Consider the following 19,735-nt stretch of genomic DNA (forward strand, 5'->3'; position numbering starts at 1 on the left):
CTGCCTCGCTCGCGGAGCCAAGATCATGAACGCCGCCGATACCCGCCTCGCCGAACTCGGCATCACCCTGCCGTCCCCGGCCGCGCCCATCGCCAACTATGTGCCCTATGTGATCACCGGCAACCTGCTGGTCATCTCGGGCCAGATCTGCTTCGGGCTGGATGGCAAGCTCGCCGACAAGCACAAGGGCAAGCTCGGCGCCGAGATCTTCAACGAAGCCGGCCTCGAAGCCGCGCGCCTTTGCGCCATCAACGTTCTCGCCCAGGCCAAGGCCGCGCTCGGCGGCGATCTCGGCCGCATCGTGCGCTGCGTCCGTCTCGGCGGCTTCATCAATGCGACCCCGCATTTCGCCGCGCTGCCGGCGATCATGAACGGCGCGTCCGACCTGATGGTCGAAGTGCTCGGCGACAAGGGTCGCCATGCCCGCTCGACCGTCGGCGTCGCCGAATTGCCGGCCGATGCCGCCGTCGAGGTCGAAGCGATGTTCGAGATCGCCTGATGTCCGCAGGGATGCTCAAGGATGCCGGCCGGCCCGATCTGGGCTGGCTGGTGGCGAAGCCGATCGCCCATCGCGGCCTGCATGATCTCGCCGCCGGCGTGATCGAGAACAGCCCCTCCGCCGCCACGGCGGCGATCGCCGGCGGCTTCGGCATCGAATGCGACGTCCAGCTCACCGCCGATGGCGAGGCTGTCGTCTTCCATGATTTCGTGCTCGACCGCTTGACCGGCGAGACCGGCGGCGTCGTCGCGCGCAAGGCGGCGGAACTCGGCGCGATCACGCTGAAGGGCTCGAGCGATCCAATCCTGACGCTCTCGGCCTTCCTCGACCTGATCGGCGGGCGCGTGCCGCTCGTGATCGAGATCAAGAGTCGCTTCGACGGCGATCTGACCCTGACCAAGCGGACCGTGGAGGTCGTCGCAGGCTACAAGAACCATCCGATCGTGATCAAATCCTTCGATCCCGCGATCGTGACGGCCCTGCGCGAGCTCGCACCGGAGATTCCGCGCGGCATCGTGGCGATGAACGCCTATGATTACGGCGACTACGACAAGCTCTCGGCCGAACGGAAGCATGCCCTCGCCAATCTCCTGCACTTCACCGAGAGCCGGCCGGACTTCATCTCCTGGAAGGTCACCGATCTCGACAGCGCCGCGCCCTATCTCTGCCGCAACGCGATGGGCCTGCCGCTGATGAGCTGGACGGTGCGCACACCGGAAGAGCGAGAGCGGGCCGCGGCCATGGCCGACCAGATGGTCTTCGAGGGCTTTCGCCCTTGAGCGAAGCGGGGAACGGCGATCTCACCGTTCGTGTCGCGACCTCCCTCAAGGCCGTCCCCGCGGGCGCATGGAACGCCTGCGCCAATCCCCACGCGCTGGCGGACGCGATCTCGTCGCCCGCCACGCCTTCGCACGATTCCGCGCTCGACCGGGACAACCCCTTCGTCAGCCACGAGTTTCTCATGGCGCTGGAGGACAGCCGCTGCACCGGCGGCCGCACCGGATGGTCGCCGGCCTATCTCCTCGTCGAGGACAATGCCGGCCAGTTACTGGCGGCTACGCCCAGCTTCCTGAAAAGCCACAGCCAGGGCGAATACGTCTTCGACCATAGCTGGGCCGATGCCTATGAGCGCGCCGGCGGACGCTACTATCCGAAGCTCCAGGTCGCGGCGCCCTTCACCCCGGCAACCGGCCCGCGCCTGCTGGTCGCTGACGGTCCGCGTGCCGAGGAGGCTCGCGCCGCCCTGATCGGCGGGCTGGAGGCCTTGCGGGGGCAGACGCAATCCTCCTCTGTCCATATCACTTTCGCGCAGGAGCCGGATATCGCCGCGCTGAAGCAGGCCGGCTATATCGAGCGCAACGATCTGCAATTCCATTGGCAGAACGAGGGCTTCAAGACCTATGACGATTTCCTGGCGACGCTGGCCTCGCGCAAGCGCAAGGCGCTGAAGCGCGAGCGGCGCGAGGCGCTGACCAGCGGAATCAGCATCGAAGTCCTCTCCGGCAACGGCCTCACCGAGGCGGTCTGGGACGATTTCTTCTCGTTCTACGAGGATACCGGCTCGCGAAAATGGGGCCGGCCCTATCTCAACCGCGCGTTCTTCTCGAGCGTCGGCGCGGCGATGGGCGAACGCATCGTGCTGGTTATGGCGAAACGCGCCGAGCGCTACATCGCCGGCGCCATCAATTTCCGCGGCGCCAACACGCTCTATGGCCGCAACTGGGGCTGCATCGAGGATCACCCCTTCCTGCATTTCGAGGTCTGCTACCACCAGGCCATCGACTATGCGATCGCCCATGGTCTCGCCCGCGTCGAGGCCGGCGCGCAGGGAGAGCACAAACTCGCGCGCGGCTACCGGCCGGTCATCACCCGCTCGCTGCACCATATCGCCGATCCCGGCCTGCGCCGGCCCGTCGCCGCCTATCTCGCGCAGGAGCGCGAGCAGATCGCGGCGGCCCGCGAAGCGCTGGCGGTCGAAAGCCCCTTCCGCAAGACGGATACCGCCGATGACTGACGCCGCGATCGCGACCACCACCTCCTCCGCGCCGATCTTCTGCGAGGACGACAAGCTCGGCTATCGCCGCAGCCTCACCGATTTCACGACGCCGCTGACGCTCGACGAGAGCTACCGGCTGGCGCATCTGCCTCTGTTAGCGCCGGATCATCCCGGCGTGATCGCCCGGCGCGAAGGCAGTTTCTACGAGATGGGCCGCCACCCGGCGGTCTATTCGCTGGTGTTGCCCCTGGAAGATGAGGCTTTGCGCGCCTCCCCGGCCTTCCTCGCACTGGAGGCAGAACTGAAGGCCGCGCCTTTCGCGGACAAGATCGCCTGGGACCTCCTGCCGAAGCGGCAGGATCGGCTACATGCGACAGTCTGCGGCTCTCTCAGCCTCTCCGAGCCGCCGGCCATCCCCGCCGAGACGCGCGAAGCCTTGCGCAAGATCGAGCCTTTCGCGGTCGAGCTGCGCGGGCTCTTCTCCGGCAACGTCAATCGCGGCCGCCTTTATCTCCCGGTCTATCCGGAGAAGCGCGCCGGCCGGAACACACTGCAGGAGGTCCAGAGCGCCTTCGGCCGGGCACCGGGCGATCTCTGGCTCGTCGGGCTCTACAACCTCACCGACGATCTCGACGCTGCCGAGACCGCGGCGCTGGCCGACATCGTCGCGCGCTGGTGGAATAGGCCATTGCTCGGCCTGACCGTCACCGAGCTTCAGGTCATGGGCGCGAGCGACGATCTCGTGCTCGATGCCCATGTCGAGACGGTGTTGCCGCTCGGCGCTTGAGGCAGGGCCCTCAGACGGTCCGCGGCCTTGACGCCCCGGCTGGCGCGCCCCAGCTTGCGCCGACCCTTTCGATCCTGCCGGACCAGCCATGACCGCCTATGATCAATCCAACGTCTTCGCCAAGATCCTGCGTGGCGAACTGCCCTCCCACACCGTCTACGAGGACGCCGAGACGCTCGCGATCATGGACATCATGCCGCGCGCCGACGGTCATGTGCTGGTGATCCCGAAGACGGCCTGCCGCAATGTCTTCGACGCGCCCGCCGATGCGCTGAAGGCGGTGGCGCTGACCACGCAGAAGCTGGCGCGCGCCGTGAAGGCCGCTTTCTCGGCCGAAGGCGTCACCATCCAGCAGTTCAACGAGGCCGCCGGCGGCCAGGTCGTGTTCCATCTCCATGTCCATGTCATGCCGCGTTTCGAGGGCGTGGCGCTGCGCCCGCATACCGGCGCGATGGAGAAGAACGAGGTCCTTGCCAGCAATGCCGAGAAAATCCGCGAGGCGCTGAAAAGAATCTGACGGGCCATGTCACAGCGAGGCGCGCTGCCTCGTCTTGTCGTCATCAACCGATGGAGACAATCATGAGCCAACGCCTCAACGCCTTCCAGATCGCGCCCGAAGCCTACAAGGCCATGCTGGTCCTGCAGGAATACGTCAATCAGTCGGCCCTCGAGCACAGCCTGATGGAGCTGGTGAAGATCCGCGCCTCGCAGATCAACCGCTGCGCCTATTGCCTGCACATGCATGTGCTCGATGCGCGCAAGGCCGGCGAGACCGAGGCGCGCATCAACCTGCTCAACGCCTGGGAGGAGTCGGAGCTCTACACGCCGCGCGAGCGCGCCGCCCTGCGCTGGACGGAAGAACTGACCCGCGTATCGGAGCGTAGCCCGAGCGACGCGGCGTACGCGGAACTCCGGGAGCATTTCAGCGAGAAGGACAGCGTCGATCTCTCCTTCGCCATCGGCGCGATCAACACCTGGAACCGCATCAATGCGGGTTTCCGCACGCGCCATCCGGCCGACCGGCCGCGCAAGACCGAGGCCGCCGCCTGATGACACCAACCCTGCGCGCATGACAGGCGCGCCTGCCAGCCTGTTCGAGGCCAACCGGTCCTACCTGACCCGCCTCGCCTACCGCATGCTCGGCTCGCTCAGCGACGCCGAGGATGTGGTGCAGGATGCATGGCTGCGCTGGCATGATTCCGCGCCCGAGGCGATCGCAAACCCGCGCGCCTGGCTCGGGCGCGTGGTGACGCGGCTCTGCCTCGACCTGATGAAATCGGCGCGGCGCAAGCGCGAGGCCTATGTCGGCGCCTGGCTGCCCGAGCCCCTGATCGAGGCCATCGGCGGCGTGCCCAGCGCCGATGAAGCGATCGACGTGCCCTATGCGCTCCAGCTCGCACTGGAACGTCTATCGCCGTTGGAGCGTGCGGCCTTCCTCCTGCACGACGTCTTCGACCTGCCCTTCGCGGAGATCGCCGACACGCTCGGGCACAGCGAGGCCGCCAGCCGGCAACTGGTCTCGCGGGCGCGCCGCCATGCCCGCGAGGAGGACGGCCCGCGCCATCCGCTCTCGGCCGACGACGCCCGGCGCTACGCCCAGGCCTTCTTCCAGGCCGCTCACAGCACCGATGCCACGATTCTGAAGAGCATGCTCGCCCATGACGCGATCCTGCGCGCCGATGGTGGCGGCAAGGTCAATTCAGTGCTGAACCCGATCCTCGGCAGCGACAAGATCGGCCGCTTCTTCGCCGGCATCAACCGCCATGTCGAGCGGGATGCGCGCGCGACCACGCGCTATGAGTTCGTCATGATCAACGGCCTGCCCGGCTATGTCAGCCTGGAGCGCGGCGAGACCGTGCAGGCGATCGCGCTCGACATCCGCGACGGAGCGGTCGCCGCGATCTACATCATCCGCAACCCCGACAAGCTCGGCCACGTCCGGCGATTGCTGGCTGAGACCTAGCCCGCGAACAGCCAGACGCCGCCGATCAGGACCGTCTCGCCGGCGAGCACCGCGAGCATCATCCGGCGCTTGTCGAGAAGCATGACGGCAGCCGCGGCAGCCAGCGCGGCGACGCGCACCCAGCCGGGAGCCACCGCCAGCACGCCCGGCGGCGAGACGATCAGCTTGGCGACGATCCCCGCCAGCAGTGCGGTCGCGACCGCCCTCACCCATTCGAGCCATGGCGAATCGTTGGAAAGCCCGCGCGAGAAGCCGACAGCGAGCCAGCGCCAGATTTCCGTCGGCAGAACGGCGAAGAGCAGCAGCGCGAGATAGGGCCAGAGCGGCCCGTCGAGCATGGCGATCGGCTGGGTCATGCCGGCTTGCACTTCCGTCCGATGAGGAAGGCCAGCGTTCCCGCGATGAGGCCGGCGACGATCAGGTCGAAGCCGCCGCCGATGAAGCGCGCGGAGATCGGCGCGAAGGCGAGCCCGAGGAGAAGCGCCGCGCTGTCGCCACGATGGCGCAGGCCCGCGATCAGCGAGATCAGAAAGAACATCGGCGTCAGGCACAGCAGACCGGCGGCGAACGGCACCGGCAGCGCCCCGAGCAGATAATAGCCCGCAAAGGTCCCGATCGAACTCACCGCCATGCAGGTATTGGCGAAGCCGAGGAAATAGGCGACGCGCTGATGCGGGGCGATTCCGGGCAGGCGCCGCAGGCCCTCGCTCCAGGCGGTGACCGCGACGTAATGCGCGAGGATGAGCTGCTGCCAGATGCTCTGGCCGGGCCGGCGCAGCAGCGGCAGGATCGCCATCGTCATCGGCAGAAAGCGCAGCGAGGCGAAGGCGATCGCGATCACGATCGCGCTCCAGGCGGCGCCGGCGGCGATCGAGGCGAAGAACAGCACCTGCGAGGGGCCGGCCCAGACAAGAATCGTCGAGAGCACCGCGACATCGACGGGGTAGCCGACATCGCGCGCAAGCGAGCCGATGCCGATCAATCCGAAGCCGACGATCCAGGCCGGCAGCATCAGCGCATCGCGCATGCCGGCCAGCGCGACGCGCTGCCAGCTCCAGTCGGCGGATACGCTCATGAGGTCATCGCTGCGGGATGGCTCGACAGGGTTGCGGGCCGCAGGATCGCGAGCCGTCTCCTCTATCGTTCATGCACGCGACGCTTGCCTAGGCATCGGCAAGCCGGCCGGACCTGCATCTTTCGCAGGCCGCTGGCGCCGCCGGTCAGCCCTTGCCGCCCTTCATCGCGATGGCGATGAGTTCGTTGGCGAAGTCGATCAGTTCCTTGGGAATACCGCCGATCGCCTGAATACCGAGATAGATCAGGTAGATGAAGGCCGGCACCAGGATCCAGCCCAGCACTTCCTCGAAAATCTTGCGGCGGCGGCGGCGACGGTCCCGCTTCTCGAACCAGCCGAGCTTTTCCTTGTCCTTCTTCGGACGCGCCGGCGCCGCGGGCGTCGCCGGCGCCTCCTGAAGCACCTCGCCGCTCTCGGCGGCGAGGCTCGCGGTCTTTCGCTTGAACAACACGTTCTCAGGCCTTCGTCAGCGGAACCTTCGGCACGGTGCGGACGCCCTTGGCTGAAGCCTTCGGCGAACCACCACCCGTTCCATCGGGATTGCCGCCACCTTTAGGCGCTCGCCGCGGCGGAGTCTTGGTCGTTTTTCCGGCAGCCGCAGCTTTCGCGCGCGACTTCGGCACGCGCTTGGCCGTGGCAGCTTCGACATCCTTCTCCGGCTTGGGCCTGGCCGGCCCGTCCGGGAACTCGAGGCCGAGCACCTTGATGCCGGTCTCGGACTGGACGACGACGACCTTGACCGCGCCGCCGTTCTTGAGGCGCCCGAACAGCACCTCGTCGGCGAGCGGCGTCTTGATCGTCTGCTGGATCAGCCGGGCCATCGGGCGAGCGCCCATCGCCTCGTCATAGCCGTTATCGACCAGCCATTCGCGCGCCTCGTCCGAAAGCTCGATGGTGACGTTGCGGTCGGCGAGCTGCGCCTCAAGCTGCAGCACGAACTTGTCGACGACGCGGGCGACCACCGTCTTCGGCAGATGGCCGAAGGAGATGACCGAGTCGAGCCGGTTGCGGAATTCCGGCGCGAACAGCTTGTTGATCGCCTCGGTGTCGTCGCCCTCGCGCTTGGTCCGGGTGAAGCCATAGGCGTTGCGGGCCATGTCGGCGGCGCCGGCATTGGTCGTCATGATCAGGATGACGTTCCTGAAATCGACCTGCTTGCCGTTATTGTCGGTCAGCTTGCCGTGGTCCATCACCTGCAGGAGGATGTTGAACAGGTCGGGATGGGCCTTCTCGATCTCGTCGAGCAGCAGCACGCTATGCGGATGCTGGTCGATCTGGTCGGTCAGGAGCCCGCCCTGGTCGAAGCCGACATAGCCCGGAGGCGCGCCGATCAACCGCGAGACGGTGTGGCGCTCCATGTATTCCGACATGTCGAAGCGGATCAGCTCGACGCCGAGCGAGGACGCGAGTTGCCGCGCGACCTCGGTCTTGCCGACGCCGGTCGGGCCGGCGAAGAGATAGCAGCCGATCGGCTTCTCGCCGTCGCGCAGGCCGGCTCGTGCCAGCTTGATCGAGGAGGACAGCGCCTCGATCGCCTTCTCCTGGCCGTAGACCGTGCGCTTCAGCGTGGTCTCGAGATTGCGCAGCACCTCGGCATCGTCCTTGGAGACGGTCTTGGCCGGGATGCGCGCCATGGTCGCGATCGCCGCCTCGATCTCCTTCACGCCGATCGTCTTCTTGCGCTTCGACTCGGTCACCAGCATCTGCGAGGCGCCGGTCTCGTCGATCACGTCGATCGCCTTGTCCGGCAGCTTGCGATCATGGATGTAGCGCGCCGAGAGCTCCACCGCCGCCTTGATGGCGTCGTTGGTGTAGCGCAGCTTGTGGAACTCCTCGAAATAGGGCTTCAGCCCCTTGAGGATCTCGATCGTGTCCGGCACGGACGGCTCGTTGACGTCGATCTTCTGGAAGCGGCGCACCAGCGCCCGGTCCTTCTCGAAATACTGGCGGTATTCCTTGTAGGTAGTCGAGCCGATGCAGCGCAGCGAGCCCGAGGCCAGCGCGGGCTTGAGCAGGTTCGAGGCGTCCATCGCGCCGCCCGAGGTCGCACCGGCGCCGATCACCGTATGGATCTCGTCGATGAACATGATCGCCTTCGGGTGCTGCTCGATCTCCTTCATCACCTGCTTGAGGCGTTCCTCGAAATCGCCGCGATAGCGCGTCCCGGCCAAGAGCGTGCCCATGTCGAGCGAGAAGACAGTCGCGTCCTCCAGCACCTCGGGCACCTCGCCGCGCGTGATCTTGAGCGCGAGGCCCTCGGCGATCGCGGTCTTGCCGACGCCGGGGTCGCCGACCAGCAGCGGATTGTTCTTCTGGCGGCGGCACAGGATCTGAATCGTGCGCTGCACCTCGGCCTCGCGGCCGATCAGCGGATCGATGCGCCCGTCCCTCGCCTTGCGGTTGAGGTTGACGCAGTAAGCGTCGAGCGCGCTTTCCTTCTTCTTCTTGTCCTTGTCCTCGGGCTGGCCCTGTTCGGAGCGCTGCTCGCGCTGCGGCTCGCCCTCCTCCTCGGACCCACGGACAGGCCGGCTCTCGCTGGCGCCGGGACGCTTGGCGATGCCGTGGCTTATGTAGTTGACCGCGTCGTAGCGGGTCATGTCCTGCTCTTGCAGGAAGTACGCGGCGTGGCTCTCACGCTCGGCGAACATCGCGACGAGCACGTTCGCGCCGGTCACCTCCTCGCGGCCCGAGGACTGGACATGGATCACCGCGCGCTGGATGACGCGCTGGAAGCCGGCGGTCGGCTTGGAATCGTCACGTCCGTCGGTGACGAGATTGGTCAATTCCGCGTCGATGTAATCGACCAGATTGCGCCTGAGCAGGTCGAGATCGACGCTGCAGGCGCGCATCACCGCCGCCGCGTCCTGGTCGTCGACCAGCGCGAGCAGGAGGTGTTCGAGGGTGGCGTATTCGTGACGGCGCTCGTTGGCCAGAGCCAGAGCCCGGTGAAGCGCCTGTTCGAGACTGCGCGAGAAACTCGGCAAGGGGCGCGCTCCTATCTGATTTCCGAATGGACTATCGAACCCAAGGCTAAGGGTTTGCCCTCAGCATGGACACCGTTTCGACGCAGGGCATTTTGGTCGGCGGGCAGGAGCGTGGCCGCAGCAAACCGTCCGGTTTGCAAGGTCGCGCGACGCACCCGCCGCCCAAAAGGCCCGCGCCCCTGCGGGGTCGAGCGAAAACGGACGATAGCTGTGTCGGTCCCTTGCCCGATGCCTGGGGCATCGGGCGGCGGGCTCCTCCTGGCTCTCGGCCGTTTTGGCTCGATCGAAACGATGTCCATGCTGAGGGCAAACCCTATTTCTTCTCCATCACGCATTGCAGCGGATGCATGTGCTTGCGCGCCAGATCCATGACGAGCGTAACCTTGGTCTCGGCGACTTCGTAGGTAAAGACGCCGCATTCGCCGACGCCGTTCTGATGCACATGCATCATGATCTGCGTGGCCTCGGAGCGGTCCTTGTTGAAGAACCGCTCCAGAACGTGAACGACGAACTCCATCGGGGTGTAGTCGTCGTTGAGCAGCAGGACGCGGTAGAGATTGGGCTTGCGCGTCCGCGTCCGGGTAAGGACCGCAGTGCCGCTGCCCTCGCGCCCATTGCCTTCGCGCCCGCCGCCATCGTTAGGCGGCTGGCCGCGCTTGGGGCGATCGGCCATGGCCAATCCACCGCCCGCGCGCACCGGACGCCCTGCCTGCCTTGCCTTGTCCTGGCCTGACTGCATCATTCCCGTCCGCGCCGTATCCATCGATCCTGCATCGCCACCCGAGATAGTGCTTCGCCTGTGAATTTACAGACCTCGCTCCCGCTTCGCCAGCCCGTTCGCAGCAAACATGGCCGATCCGCTCTCCGCAGGACCATCCTGACTTGACCCGACAGGGTTCACGGACATAAGCCCGGCGGCCCGCTGGACAAGGACGCTGCCATGACTCCCAACGCCATCGTGACCATCGGCGAGGATCTCGCCCGCCCCGTGCGCTTCGGCAATGCGCTGCCGCTCGCCCTGATCGCCGGTCCCTGCCAGATGGAAAGCCGCGACCACGCGCTCGAATGCGCGCTGGCGCTGAAGGAGATCGCAGACGAACTGAAGATCGGCCTCGTCTTCAAGGCGTCCTTCGACAAGGCCAACCGGACCAGCGTCAAGGGCGCCCGCGGCATGGGAATGAAGGCTGGCCTGCCCGTCTATGCCGAAATCCGCGAGCGCACCGGCCTGCCGGTCGTGACCGACGTCCACGAGGCCGACCAGTGCGCGCCCGTGGCCGAAGTCGTCGACATCCTCCAGATTCCGGCCTTCCTCTGCCGCCAGACAGATCTGCTCGTCGCCGCCGCGAAGACCGGGCGCGTCGTCAACGTCAAGAAGGGCCAGTTCCTCGCCCCCTGGGACATGATCAATGTCGCAGCCAAGGTGACCGAGAGCGGCAATCCGAACGTGATGCTGACCGAGCGCGGCGCCTCCTTCGGCTACAACACGCTGGTTTCCGACATGCGTGCGCTGCCGACCATGGCCGAGATCGGCGCCCCCGTGATCTTCGACGCGACCCATTCGGTGCAGCAGCCCGGCGGCAAGGGCGCCTCGACCGGCGGACAGCGCGAGTTCGTGCCGGTCTTGTCGCGCGCCGCGGTCGCGGTCGGCGTCGCCGGTCTGTTCATCGAGACCCATCCCGATCCCGACAAGGCGCCCTCGGACGGTCCCAACATGGTGCCGCTCTCCGAGTTCAAGGGCTTGATCGCCGAGCTTCAGGGCTTCGACCGCCTGGCCAAGTCGCGCACGGCCCCGACGGCCGTCGCCTATGTCTGAACCGGTTTCGCCCGCCCCATCTGAGACATCGCTCAGAACGCTTGTCCTCGTCCTGGGGGCCTGCGGATTCGCCTCGACCTTCACCATGCGGCTTATCGATCCGCTGGTCCCGACGCTCGCCGCTCATTTCGGCCGATCGATCGCGCAGGTCGCGGTGATGGCGACGGCTTTCTCGTTCTCTTACGCTTTCGGGCAGCCGATCCTCGGCCCCATCGCCGACGCGATCGGCAAGATCCGCACGATCGGCACCTGCCTCGCCCTTCTGGTCCTGCTGTCTGCCGCCTGCTCCTTCGCGCCGAGCTTCGAGACCTTGCTCGCGCTGCGCGCCGCCAGCGGCATCGTCGCCGGCGGGATCATCCCGATCGCGATGGCGGCGATCGGCGACCGGGCGACCATGGCGCAGCGTCAGATCACGCTCGGCCGCTTCACCGTCATCATGATCTTCGGCCAGATGGCCGGCGCCGCCTGTTCCGGCGTGATCGCCGAATATCTCGGCTGGCGTGGCGTCTTCCTGATGGCAGCCGGCATTGCCGCGCTCGCCTTTCTGATGCTGAGCCTGACGATGCGGCCGCGCGCCGATGCGGTGCGCCGCCGTCCGACCCTGGGGGGAGCGGTCGCGAGCTACGCGGCCGTGTTCTCGAACCCGCGCTCGAAGCTCCTCTATGCGCTGGTGATCACCGAGGGCAGCCTCATCTTCGGCATGCCTCCCTTCGTCGCGGCGATCCTGCAGGAGCGGGCCGGCATCGGCCCGTCGCTCGCCGGGCTGGTCATCGCGGGAACGGGCATCGGCGGGCTGATCTACGGCCTCTCGACCCGTATCCTGGTCGACCGGATCGGCCCTGCCCGCATGCCGGTTGTCGGCGGAGTCCTGATGGCGATCGGCTACGGGCTGTTTGCGCTGCCCTTCCTGCCGTGGTGGACCGCCGTGCCGTTCTTCGTGGTCAACGGCTTCGGTTTCTTCCTGATGCACGGCACGTTCCAGGCCCAGGCCACCGAACTCGCGCCCGGCGCCCGTGGCTCGGCCGTCTCTCTCTTCGCCTGCTCGCTGTTCGCCGGCCACGCACTCGGCCCCGTGCTGATGGGCACCGCGCTCCACGTGTTCGGCACGACCGGCGCCATCACCCTCTTCGCTGTCGGGATCGGGTTGCTCGGCATTGCCGCGCCGCGCATCCTGCCGATGCTCGGCGCGGCGGAAGCTCAGCGGCCGCGATAGGGCGCGACGCCCTGGTCAGGCAGCCACAGGCCCTTGGGCGGCTCCCCCGTCTGCCAGAACACGTCGATCGGGATGCCGCCGCGCGGATACCAGTAGCCGCCGATGCGGAACCATTCCGGCTCCAGCAGGTCGACCAGCCGCTTGCCGATGCCGACGGTGCAATCCTCGTGGAAGGCGCCGTGGTTGCGGAACGAGGCGAGATAGAGCTTCAGCGACTTCGACTCCACCAGCCACTGGCCCGGCAGATAGTCGATGACGAGGATGCCGAAATCCGGCTGACCGGTGACCGGGCAGATCGAGGTGAATTCCGGGCAGGTGAAGCGGGCGAGATAATTCGTGCCGGCATGCACATTTGGCACGCGGTCGAGCCGTGCTTCTTCCGGCGAGGTCGGCAAGGCGCTGCTCTGGCCGAGCTGCAAGGTCGAGGCGTCGATGGTCATGGGATGCTCCTGGATTTGGGCGGGGTTCTAGAGCATCTCCGGCCGATCTGTGAACTGCCGCCGTTTCGCACACTGCACAGCGCGGGCTCGACATGAAGCGGCGATGCCCTAAGCCCGATCGCAAATGGAATATTCAGTTGAATAGTCAAATTTTATACGATTGAACCCAATAGTTTTCTTAAATATTTCTCGATCTTCCACACGCTTGTTTGCGTGATCGTCCCGTACAATCTAGGTCGATTTCATGAAATCAGAATCCTAGACCGAGCTATATGATCATTGCCGGCATTTTATTCCTGATCGGCCTTCTGATCGGCCTGTCCCGCGGCTATCCGGCAATCCTTCTCGCCAGCGCTGCGGTCACGCTCATCGCCTTTCCGACCTGGATCATCCGCGGTGAGCTCGGTCTGTTCGTCGCCCTCGTCTGGATCGGCTATCTCTTTGCGCTACAGGCCGGCTTCCTGCTCGGCGGATATCTCGCCCTGCCCGAAGAGGGACAGGAACTACCAGAACCAGACCGGCCGCCCCGCGAGGAGGCACAGCCCCGCCCACCACAGGACGGTCAGGCCGGACCAGAACAGGACAGAGGTGAGTGACGGCCGGCGGCGGTCAGGCATGGTCTGGAACATAATCGTTTCCCGATGGGACGAAGCGTCGGAATGCCCGGCAAATCCGCAAGCTGCGCGCCATCGAGCCGCTGCCGCGTCGTCAAGGTCATGCGGATTGAGGCTTTCCCCGCGACAGGCTCTTGGCTAGAAGCGCCCTATTCATTCGCCCCGCCTCTCACGGAGCCTGCCATGACCGCGATCATCGACATCATCGGACGCCAGATCCTCGATTCCCGCGGCAATCCGACGGTCGAGGTCGATGTCGTGCTTGAAGACGGCTCGATGGGCCGCGCCGCCGTTCCGTCGGGCGCCTCGACCGGCGCACATGAAGCGGTGGAGCTGCGCGACGGCGACAAGTCGCGCTATCTCGGCAAGGGCGTGCTCAAGGCGGTCGAAGCGGTCAACGTCGCCATCGCCGAGGCGATCGTCGCCATGGACGCCGAGGACCAGACCGCGATCGACCAGGTGATGATCGATCTCGACGGCACCCCCAACAAGTCGAAGCTTGGCGCCAACGCCATCCTCGGCGTCTCGCTCGCCGTCGCCAAGGCCGCGGCCGAAGCCTCCGGCCTGCCGCTCTACCGCTATGTCGGCGGCACCTCGGCCCGCGTCCTGCCCGTGCCGATGATGAACATCGTCAATGGCGGCGCCCATGCCGACAACCCGATCGACTTCCAGGAATTCATGGTGATGCCGATCGGCGCGCCCTCCTTCGCCGAAGGCCTGCGCATGGGCGCGGAGATCTTCCACACCCTGAAGAAGAAGCTGCACGACGCCGGCCACAACACCAATGTCGGCGACGAGGGCGGCTTCGCCCCGAACATCAAGTCGGCGGAAGCTGCGCTCGATTTCGTCATGCAGGCGATCGAGACCGCCGGCTACAAGCCCGGCCAGGATGTCGCTCTGGCGCTCGACTGCGCCGCGACCGAGTTCTTCAAGGACGGCGCCTATGTCTACGAAGGCGAGCGCAAGACCCGCGATCCCAAGGCGCAGGCCAAGTACCTCGCCAAGCTCGTTGGCAACTACCCGATCGTCTCGATCGAGGACGGCATGGCCGAGGATGACTGGGAGGGCTGGAAGGCGCTGACCGATCTCGTCGGCTCGAAGTGCCAGCTCGTCGGCGACGATCTCTTCGTCACCAACGTCACGCGCCTGTCGCAGGGCATCAGGACGAAGACGGCGAACTCGATCCTGGTCAAGGTCAACCAGATCGGCTCGCTGACCGAGACCCTCGCCGCCGTCGAGATGGCGCAGCGCGCCGGCTACACCGCCGTGATGTCGCACCGCTCCGGCGAGACCGAGGATTCGACCATCGCCGACCTCGCCGTCGCCACCAATTGCGGGCAGATCAAGACCGGCTCGCTCGCCCGTTCGGACCGGACCGCGAAGTACAACCAGCTCCTGCGCATCGAGGAGGAACTGGGCGCGCAGGCGATCTATGCCGGCCGTAGCGCCCTGAAGGCGCTGGCCTGATCGATAGGTTCAGGCTGCCGCGCTCACCAGCGCGGCAGCAGGCCGTTCGCCTGCGTCAGGGTCCATGATCCTGCCGCCTGCACGCTTCCGGCCGCGCCGGACACCGCATCGACGACCTTCATCGCCGGTGCGACGACGTACTGCCGCAGGGATGAATCGGCAGCCTCGCCACTTGGAACTCCCGTCGTCTGATCCGTATCGACGACGCTCATGGCCACGGGGGGCAGGATCACCAGCGGCGCGGCCGATCCCTGCCCCCTCTTCTCGGATAGCACCGCGAGTCGACGCGGCGGCAGCGCGACGGCGCTGGCTGCGGCCGGAGCCTTCGCCTGCGCGACGATCTGCGGCGGCGTCCAGTCACCCTGTTCCGGCCAGGCGAGCACCATCGGCATCGCCAGCGTCGCGGGCGTAAGCGGACGCTCGGCAGCGAACTCTCCCTCACCGGCCTGTCCGACATCCGCAAGGCGATCTGAGATCTTGCCGTCGCGCAAAAGGGTCAGCGTTGGCGCCACAGCACGTTCGGGCGCAGCATCGGACATCAAAGTCGGCACCATCACGAGCAGCGCCGTGGCCGTGGCGATGCCCAGCGACAGCAGCAGGTCGCTCCCCAACCGCGCAGCCATGTTGGCTGGCACGGGAAAATCAGAATCCTTCGACATCGGTTGCGCTCCGCATCACTGCGCCCCTTCGCATCTTGCGGCGTCAGGAAGCCGCCGCGTCTGGGCACCAGCAGGGCCGAAACGGGGCGCAAATACGATCTGCCGCCGTACGCGCGGGCGCCATGCGCGCCGGCCCGTAACCGGCTCGCCCGCCCGGCGCTAGAGAGGGGCAATGGACCAGATCACCCCCGCCGCCATGCTCGAGACGGATGCGAGGGTGCGCCGTCGCAAGCGCCTCGCGGCCTTGGGCATGCTGCTGGCCGTGCTGATATACGGCTCCAATTTCGTCATCAGCCGCCACGCCGTCCTGAACGGATTGACCCAGCATGACTTGATGGCGCTGCGCTTCGCGACTGCCGGCCTGTTGCTCCTGCCGATCTTCCTGCGGCCCGGCCTCGCGTCCTGCGGCGGTGTCGGCTGGAAGCGTGGCCTCTGGCTGACGCTGAGCAGCGGCTTCCCGATGACCTATCTGATGCTGACCGGCCTCACCATGGCACCCGCCGCCCATGGCGCGACGATCGGGCCGGGCACGGTGACGCTGATCGGCATCATCGGCTCCGTGGTGATGTTCGGCGCCGCGCTGACCGGGCGCCTGATGATCGGCATCGCCGGTGTGCTCGCCGGCCTCGTCTGCCTCGGCATCGCCGGCAGCGCCGGCGCCAGCGCCATGACGCTGCGCGGCGATCTCTGCTTCCTCGGTGTCGGCCTGCTCTGGGGCTTCTATCCCCTGATGATCCAGCGCTGGCAGGTCGACGGCCTCAAGGCGACGGCGATCGTCTCGGTGCTGTCGCTGGTCTACCTGCCTATCTATTTCCTGTTTTATTTCCGCGGTTTCGACGTCGCGCCCTGGTGGGTGCTGGTGCTCCACGGCTTCAATCAGGGCGTGCTCAACGTCATCGTCGGGCTCTGGGTCTGGGGCTGGGCCGCGCATGTGCTCGGACCGTCCGTGGTCGGACGTTTCCCGCCCTTGATTCCGGTCACCGGTACGCTGCTGGCAATCCCGATCCTGAGCGAAATCCCGTCCTCGCTCCAGCTCGCCGGCATCGTGCTGATCATCGGCGGCCTGTTCGTCGCGTCATGGCGCCGACCGGCGCGCCAGCCCAAGCAGGATCAGGTTCCAGATGACCGCGATGGCGAGGCCGAGGCCCAGCGCCGACCATGAGCCCCAGGGCACGGCGGCAAGATGCACTGCCGCCAACCCCAGCCCGGCACCCAGCAATCCGAGCGCGCTGCTGCCGATGACCGCCGCCGCAGCCCGGCCGCCGGCCCGGGTATGCAGGATGATGATGAGGCTGGAGAGGATGATCGGCAGGCCGGCGAGAATGCCGGACCATTGCGGACCGACGCGCTCGCTGAGGCCGGTCACGACCCCGACCAGCGCCGCGACGCAAGCGGCACGGACGGGAATCGCATAGCGTGAGATGCCGGCCGGCGGCCTGGCGCGCACCTTGAGATAGGGGCGCACCAATTGGTGTACGACGAACAGGGCAAGCACGGTCAGCACGGTGAGCGGAACAACCGTCAGCGCCATGCTGCGAAGCCCCAGCAGCAGCACCGCCCAGATCGCAAGCGCTCCGCCGAGGGAGGCGACCACGCCATGGCGCTGGGCGAGCAGCACATAACTCAGCACGAAGCTGGCATGGGTCGCGTTGGCGTTCATCGTGCCGAGCGCCGCGCCCGCGATGAAGTCCGGCCCATGGTCCAGCGCCAGAAAAACGAGAACCGGCCCCAGCGAGATCGGCAAGGTCGCGATCATCGCCGCCATTAGCGGCCCGGCCCGTTCGGCCAGCATCGAGCAGCTCACGACCACGCAGGCCGCGAGCGCCATCTTGAGAGGCAGCAGGGCGAGGCCCATGCTCAAGCCGGCTCGCCCCTCTCCCAGCCTTCCTTGGTCTCGGCGATGAAATCGTCGAGCCGCCCGGCGGCGATCGCGGCGCGCAGGCCGGCCATCAGGTCCTGGTAATAGGCGAGGTTGACCCAGGTCAGCAGCATCTTGCCGAGCATCTCCTCGGCCTTGACGAGATGGTGCAGATAGGCGCGCGACCAGCCATTGGCGGCCGGGCAGGAGGACTGCTCGTCGACCGGGCGCGGGTCCTCGGCATGCTTGGCGTTCTTCAGGTTCATCCGGCCGAAGCGGGTGAAGATCTGGCCGTGGCGGCCGGCCCGCGTCGGCATCACGCAGTCGAACATGTCGATGCCCCGTGCGACCGATTTCACGATGTCGTCGGGCGTGCCGACGCCCATCAGGTAGCGCGGCTTCTCCTGCGGCAGATGCGGCTCGACCGTATCGATCATCGCCAGCATCACGTCCTGCGGCTCGCCGACGGCCAATCCGCCGACCGCATAGCCCTTGAGGTCCATGGCGGCGAGCTCACGCGCGCTCTCGACGCGCAGATGCGGCACGTCTCCGCCCTGCACGATGCCGAACAGCGCCCGCCCCGGATGGTCGCCGAATGCCGTCTTGCAGCGCTCGGCCCAGCGCAGCGACAGGCGCATCGCCTTCTCCGCGACCTTCTCCTCGCAGGGCAGCGCCACGCATTCGTCGAGCTGCATGACGATATCGGAACCGAGCAGGTTCTGGATCTCGACTGAGCGCTCCGGGGTGAGCACATGCTTCGAGCCGTCGATATGGGAGCGGAAGGTCACGCCCTCCTCGGTCAACTTCCGGAGCTGCGACAGCGACATCACCTGGAACCCGCCCGAATCCGTCAGGATCGGATGCGGCCAGTTCATGAACTTGTGCAGGCCGCCGAGCCGCGCGACGCGCTCGGCGCCGGGCCGCAGCATCAGGTGATAGGTGTTGCCGAGCACGACATCGGCGCCGAGCGCCCTCACCTGATCGGGATACATGCCCTTGACCGTCGCGGCGGTACCGACCGGCATGAAGGCCGGCGTGCGGATGACGCCGCGCGGCATGCTGATCGCGCCGGTGCGCGCGGCGCCGTCGCGGGCCGCGACCTTGAAGGTGAATTCGGGAGTGGCAGCGAGTTCGGGCTGCGCGGGATGGGGCTGAACGGTCATGGCCTGCGAGGTAGAGCAGCGCGCGGGTTTAGGGAAGAGACCCGCGCGCCGGATGGCCGTTCGCCGCCGTCATGGGCGGGCCTCAGCCCTTCGCCACCGCCGCCGCGTAGACCTCCGGCTTGAAGCCGACGATCGTCTTGCCTTTGCCCAGGTCGAGCACCGGCCGCTTGATCATCGAGGGCTGCGCCAGCATCAGCGCGATCGCCTTGCCCGCATCGAGCCCCTGCTTCTCGGCATCGGGCAGCGCGCGGAAGGTCGTCCCGGCGCGGTTCAGCACCGTCTCCCAGCCGTGCTCCTTGACCCAGCGTTCGAGCGAAGCCTTGTCGATCCCGCTCGCCTTGTAGTCATGGAACGCCACAGTTACACCATGGCCGTCGAGCCAGGTGCGCGCCTTCTTCATCGTGTCGCAGTTCTTGATGCCGTAGATCGTGATAGCCACGTCGCGAACCTTTCAGGCCGGGCGCTTCGGGCTGTCGAGGCCGCGCTGCACGGCCGGGCGCGACAGGCAGCGCTCCAGCCAGATCGGCACATGCGTCAGCTTCGCATAGTCGACGAGCTCGCCCGCGCCGTAGAAACCGACGAGATTGCGCACCCAGCCGAGGATCGCGATATCGGCGATGCTGTAGTCGTCGCCCATGATCCAGGTACGGCTCGCGAGCCGATCTTCCAGCACGCCGAGCAGGCGCTTGCTCTCGTTGGCGTAGCGGTCGCGCGGGCGCTTGTCCTCGTATTCGCGGCCGGCAAATTTATGGAAGAAGCCGAGCTGGCCGAACATCGGGCCGATCGCCGCCATCTGGAAAAACACCCACTGGATGGTCTCGTAGCGGGTGGCGGGGTCCTTCGGCAGGAGCTTGCCGGTCTTCTCCGCGAGATAGAGCAGGATCGCGCCGGATTCCCACAGGCCCATCGGCTTTCCATCCGGGCCGTTGGGATCGATGATCGCCGGGATCTTGCCGTTGGGGTTCAGCGACAGGAATTCTGGCCCCCAGGTCTCGTTCTTGCCGATATCGATGAGATGCGGCTCATAGGGCAGCTCCAGCTCCTCCAGCGCGATCGAGACCTTCACGCCATTGGGCGTCGGCAGCGAATAGAGCTGGATGCGGTCGGGATGCGCTGCCGGCCAGCGCTTGGTGATCGGGAAAGCGGAGAGATCGGCCATGAAAGGCTCCGTCTGAATCGGATGAGGCTTCGGCCGCAGACGATA

General features: G+C 66.7%; 23 protein-coding genes. 12 read left to right on the forward strand and 11 right to left on the reverse strand.

Annotated elements, in window-relative coordinates; translation table 11 throughout:
• Window positions 1–25 precede the first annotated feature (25 nt).
• The 7 genes from Q9235_RS23035 (at window position 26) to Q9235_RS23065 (ending at window position 5,245) form a co-directional block, all read left to right on the forward strand.
• Window positions 26–499, forward strand: a complete 474-nt coding sequence (locus Q9235_RS23035) for a RidA family protein (protein ID WP_061967573.1) — start codon at window positions 26–28, stop codon at window positions 497–499.
• Entirely contained in the window at window positions 499–1,278 is a 780-nt protein-coding gene (locus Q9235_RS23040) for a glycerophosphodiester phosphodiesterase family protein (RefSeq protein WP_306224100.1), read from the forward strand. Before Q9235_RS23035 ends, Q9235_RS23040 begins: the two co-directional genes overlap by 1 nt.
• Complete coding sequence (locus Q9235_RS23045; RefSeq protein WP_306224102.1) at window positions 1,275–2,513, forward strand: GNAT family N-acetyltransferase; 1,239 nt, start codon at window positions 1,275–1,277, stop codon at window positions 2,511–2,513. Before Q9235_RS23040 ends, Q9235_RS23045 begins: the two co-directional genes overlap by 4 nt.
• Window positions 2,506–3,282, forward strand: a complete 777-nt coding sequence (locus tag Q9235_RS23050) for a 2'-5' RNA ligase family protein (RefSeq protein ID WP_306224104.1) — start codon at window positions 2,506–2,508, stop codon at window positions 3,280–3,282. Before Q9235_RS23045 ends, Q9235_RS23050 begins: the two co-directional genes overlap by 8 nt.
• A gap of 88 nt (window positions 3,283–3,370) precedes the next feature.
• Window positions 3,371–3,799: an HIT family protein gene (locus Q9235_RS23055; protein ID WP_306224105.1), complete on the forward strand. Its 429-nt coding sequence runs from the start codon at window positions 3,371–3,373 to the stop codon at window positions 3,797–3,799.
• A gap of 62 nt (window positions 3,800–3,861) precedes the next feature.
• Entirely contained in the window at window positions 3,862–4,332 is a 471-nt protein-coding gene (locus Q9235_RS23060; RefSeq protein ID WP_306224106.1) for a carboxymuconolactone decarboxylase family protein, read from the forward strand.
• A gap of 19 nt (window positions 4,333–4,351) precedes the next feature.
• Window positions 4,352–5,245: a sigma-70 family RNA polymerase sigma factor gene (locus tag Q9235_RS23065; protein ID WP_306224107.1), complete on the forward strand. Its 894-nt coding sequence runs from the start codon at window positions 4,352–4,354 to the stop codon at window positions 5,243–5,245.
• Here Q9235_RS23065 and Q9235_RS23070 read toward each other — a convergent pair.
• From Q9235_RS23070 to clpS, 5 genes are all read right to left on the reverse strand, one after another.
• On the reverse strand, window positions 5,242–5,601 hold the full coding sequence (locus Q9235_RS23070) for an AzlD domain-containing protein (protein WP_306224108.1): 360 nt from the start codon (window positions 5,599–5,601) through the stop codon (window positions 5,242–5,244). The two genes, Q9235_RS23065 and Q9235_RS23070, sit on opposite strands and share 4 nt — an antisense overlap.
• On the reverse strand, window positions 5,598–6,320 hold the full coding sequence (locus Q9235_RS23075) for an AzlC family ABC transporter permease (protein ID WP_306224110.1): 723 nt from the start codon (window positions 6,318–6,320) through the stop codon (window positions 5,598–5,600). Before Q9235_RS23075 ends, Q9235_RS23070 begins: the two co-directional genes overlap by 4 nt.
• A gap of 145 nt (window positions 6,321–6,465) precedes the next feature.
• The gene (locus Q9235_RS23080; protein WP_306224111.1) at window positions 6,466–6,768 is read right to left on the reverse strand and encodes a hypothetical protein; all 303 of its coding nucleotides are present in this window, start codon (window positions 6,766–6,768) and stop codon (window positions 6,466–6,468) included.
• 7 nt (window positions 6,769–6,775) lie between these two features.
• The gene (clpA, locus tag Q9235_RS23085; protein ID WP_306224112.1) at window positions 6,776–9,304 is read right to left on the reverse strand and encodes an ATP-dependent Clp protease ATP-binding subunit ClpA; all 2,529 of its coding nucleotides are present in this window, start codon (window positions 9,302–9,304) and stop codon (window positions 6,776–6,778) included.
• 313 nt (window positions 9,305–9,617) lie between these two features.
• Window positions 9,618–9,983, reverse strand: coding sequence for an ATP-dependent Clp protease adapter ClpS (gene clpS / locus Q9235_RS23090; RefSeq protein WP_422678394.1), 366 nt, complete (start codon window positions 9,981–9,983; stop codon window positions 9,618–9,620).
• Window positions 9,984–10,244: 261 nt separating this feature from the next.
• Between clpS and kdsA the strand changes: the two genes are divergently transcribed.
• Window positions 10,245–11,117: a 3-deoxy-8-phosphooctulonate synthase gene (gene kdsA / locus Q9235_RS23095; RefSeq protein WP_306224114.1), complete on the forward strand. Its 873-nt coding sequence runs from the start codon at window positions 10,245–10,247 to the stop codon at window positions 11,115–11,117.
• An 85-nt stretch (window positions 11,118–11,202) separates the two neighbouring features.
• Window positions 11,203–12,330: an MFS transporter gene (locus Q9235_RS23100; protein ID WP_422678232.1), complete on the forward strand. Its 1,128-nt coding sequence runs from the start codon at window positions 11,203–11,205 to the stop codon at window positions 12,328–12,330.
• Here the strand turns inward: Q9235_RS23100 and queF are convergent.
• A complete protein-coding gene (gene queF / locus Q9235_RS23105) occupies window positions 12,315–12,770 on the reverse strand; it encodes a preQ(1) synthase (protein ID WP_306224118.1) in 456 nt (151 codons plus the stop codon). The two genes, Q9235_RS23100 and queF, sit on opposite strands and share 16 nt — an antisense overlap.
• A 272-nt stretch (window positions 12,771–13,042) precedes the next feature.
• On the opposite strand from queF, the gene Q9235_RS23110 reads away from it, so the two are divergent.
• A complete protein-coding gene (locus tag Q9235_RS23110) occupies window positions 13,043–13,366 on the forward strand; it encodes a hypothetical protein (protein ID WP_306224119.1) in 324 nt (107 codons plus the stop codon).
• 201 nt (window positions 13,367–13,567) lie between these two features.
• Window positions 13,568–14,851: a phosphopyruvate hydratase gene (eno, locus tag Q9235_RS23115; RefSeq protein WP_306224120.1), complete on the forward strand. Its 1,284-nt coding sequence runs from the start codon at window positions 13,568–13,570 to the stop codon at window positions 14,849–14,851.
• Window positions 14,852–14,874: 23 nt separating this feature from the next.
• Here the strand turns inward: eno and Q9235_RS23120 are convergent, their stop codons facing one another.
• Window positions 14,875–15,510: a hypothetical protein gene (locus Q9235_RS23120; RefSeq protein WP_306224121.1), complete on the reverse strand. Its 636-nt coding sequence runs from the start codon at window positions 15,508–15,510 to the stop codon at window positions 14,875–14,877.
• Between the two features lie 172 nt (window positions 15,511–15,682).
• On the opposite strand from Q9235_RS23120, the gene Q9235_RS23125 reads away from it, so the two are divergent.
• On the forward strand, window positions 15,683–16,672 hold the full coding sequence (locus tag Q9235_RS23125; protein WP_306224122.1) for a DMT family transporter: 990 nt from the start codon (window positions 15,683–15,685) through the stop codon (window positions 16,670–16,672).
• On the opposite strand, the gene Q9235_RS23130 is transcribed toward Q9235_RS23125, so the two are convergent.
• From Q9235_RS23130 to Q9235_RS23145, 4 genes are all read right to left on the reverse strand, one after another.
• Complete coding sequence (locus tag Q9235_RS23130) at window positions 16,586–17,371, reverse strand: hypothetical protein (protein WP_306224123.1); 786 nt, start codon at window positions 17,369–17,371, stop codon at window positions 16,586–16,588. The two genes, Q9235_RS23125 and Q9235_RS23130, sit on opposite strands and share 87 nt — an antisense overlap.
• Window positions 17,368–18,531, reverse strand: a complete 1,164-nt coding sequence (gene tgt / locus Q9235_RS23135) for a tRNA guanosine(34) transglycosylase Tgt (protein WP_306224124.1) — start codon at window positions 18,529–18,531, stop codon at window positions 17,368–17,370. Before tgt ends, Q9235_RS23130 begins: the two co-directional genes overlap by 4 nt.
• Window positions 18,532–18,613: 82 nt before the next feature.
• Window positions 18,614–18,970 (reverse strand): ArsC family reductase, encoded by a 357-nt coding sequence (locus Q9235_RS23140; RefSeq protein ID WP_306224126.1) that lies wholly within the window; start codon window positions 18,968–18,970, stop codon window positions 18,614–18,616.
• A gap of 12 nt (window positions 18,971–18,982) precedes the next feature.
• Window positions 18,983–19,690, reverse strand: a complete 708-nt coding sequence (locus tag Q9235_RS23145) for a glutathione S-transferase N-terminal domain-containing protein (RefSeq protein WP_306224127.1) — start codon at window positions 19,688–19,690, stop codon at window positions 18,983–18,985.
• Window positions 19,691–19,735 lie beyond the last annotated feature (45 nt).

Origin of the sequence: Bosea beijingensis, from assembly GCF_030758975.1 — a bacterium.
In the GTDB taxonomy this organism is placed as follows: Bacteria; Pseudomonadota; Alphaproteobacteria; order Rhizobiales; family Beijerinckiaceae; genus Allobosea; species Allobosea beijingensis.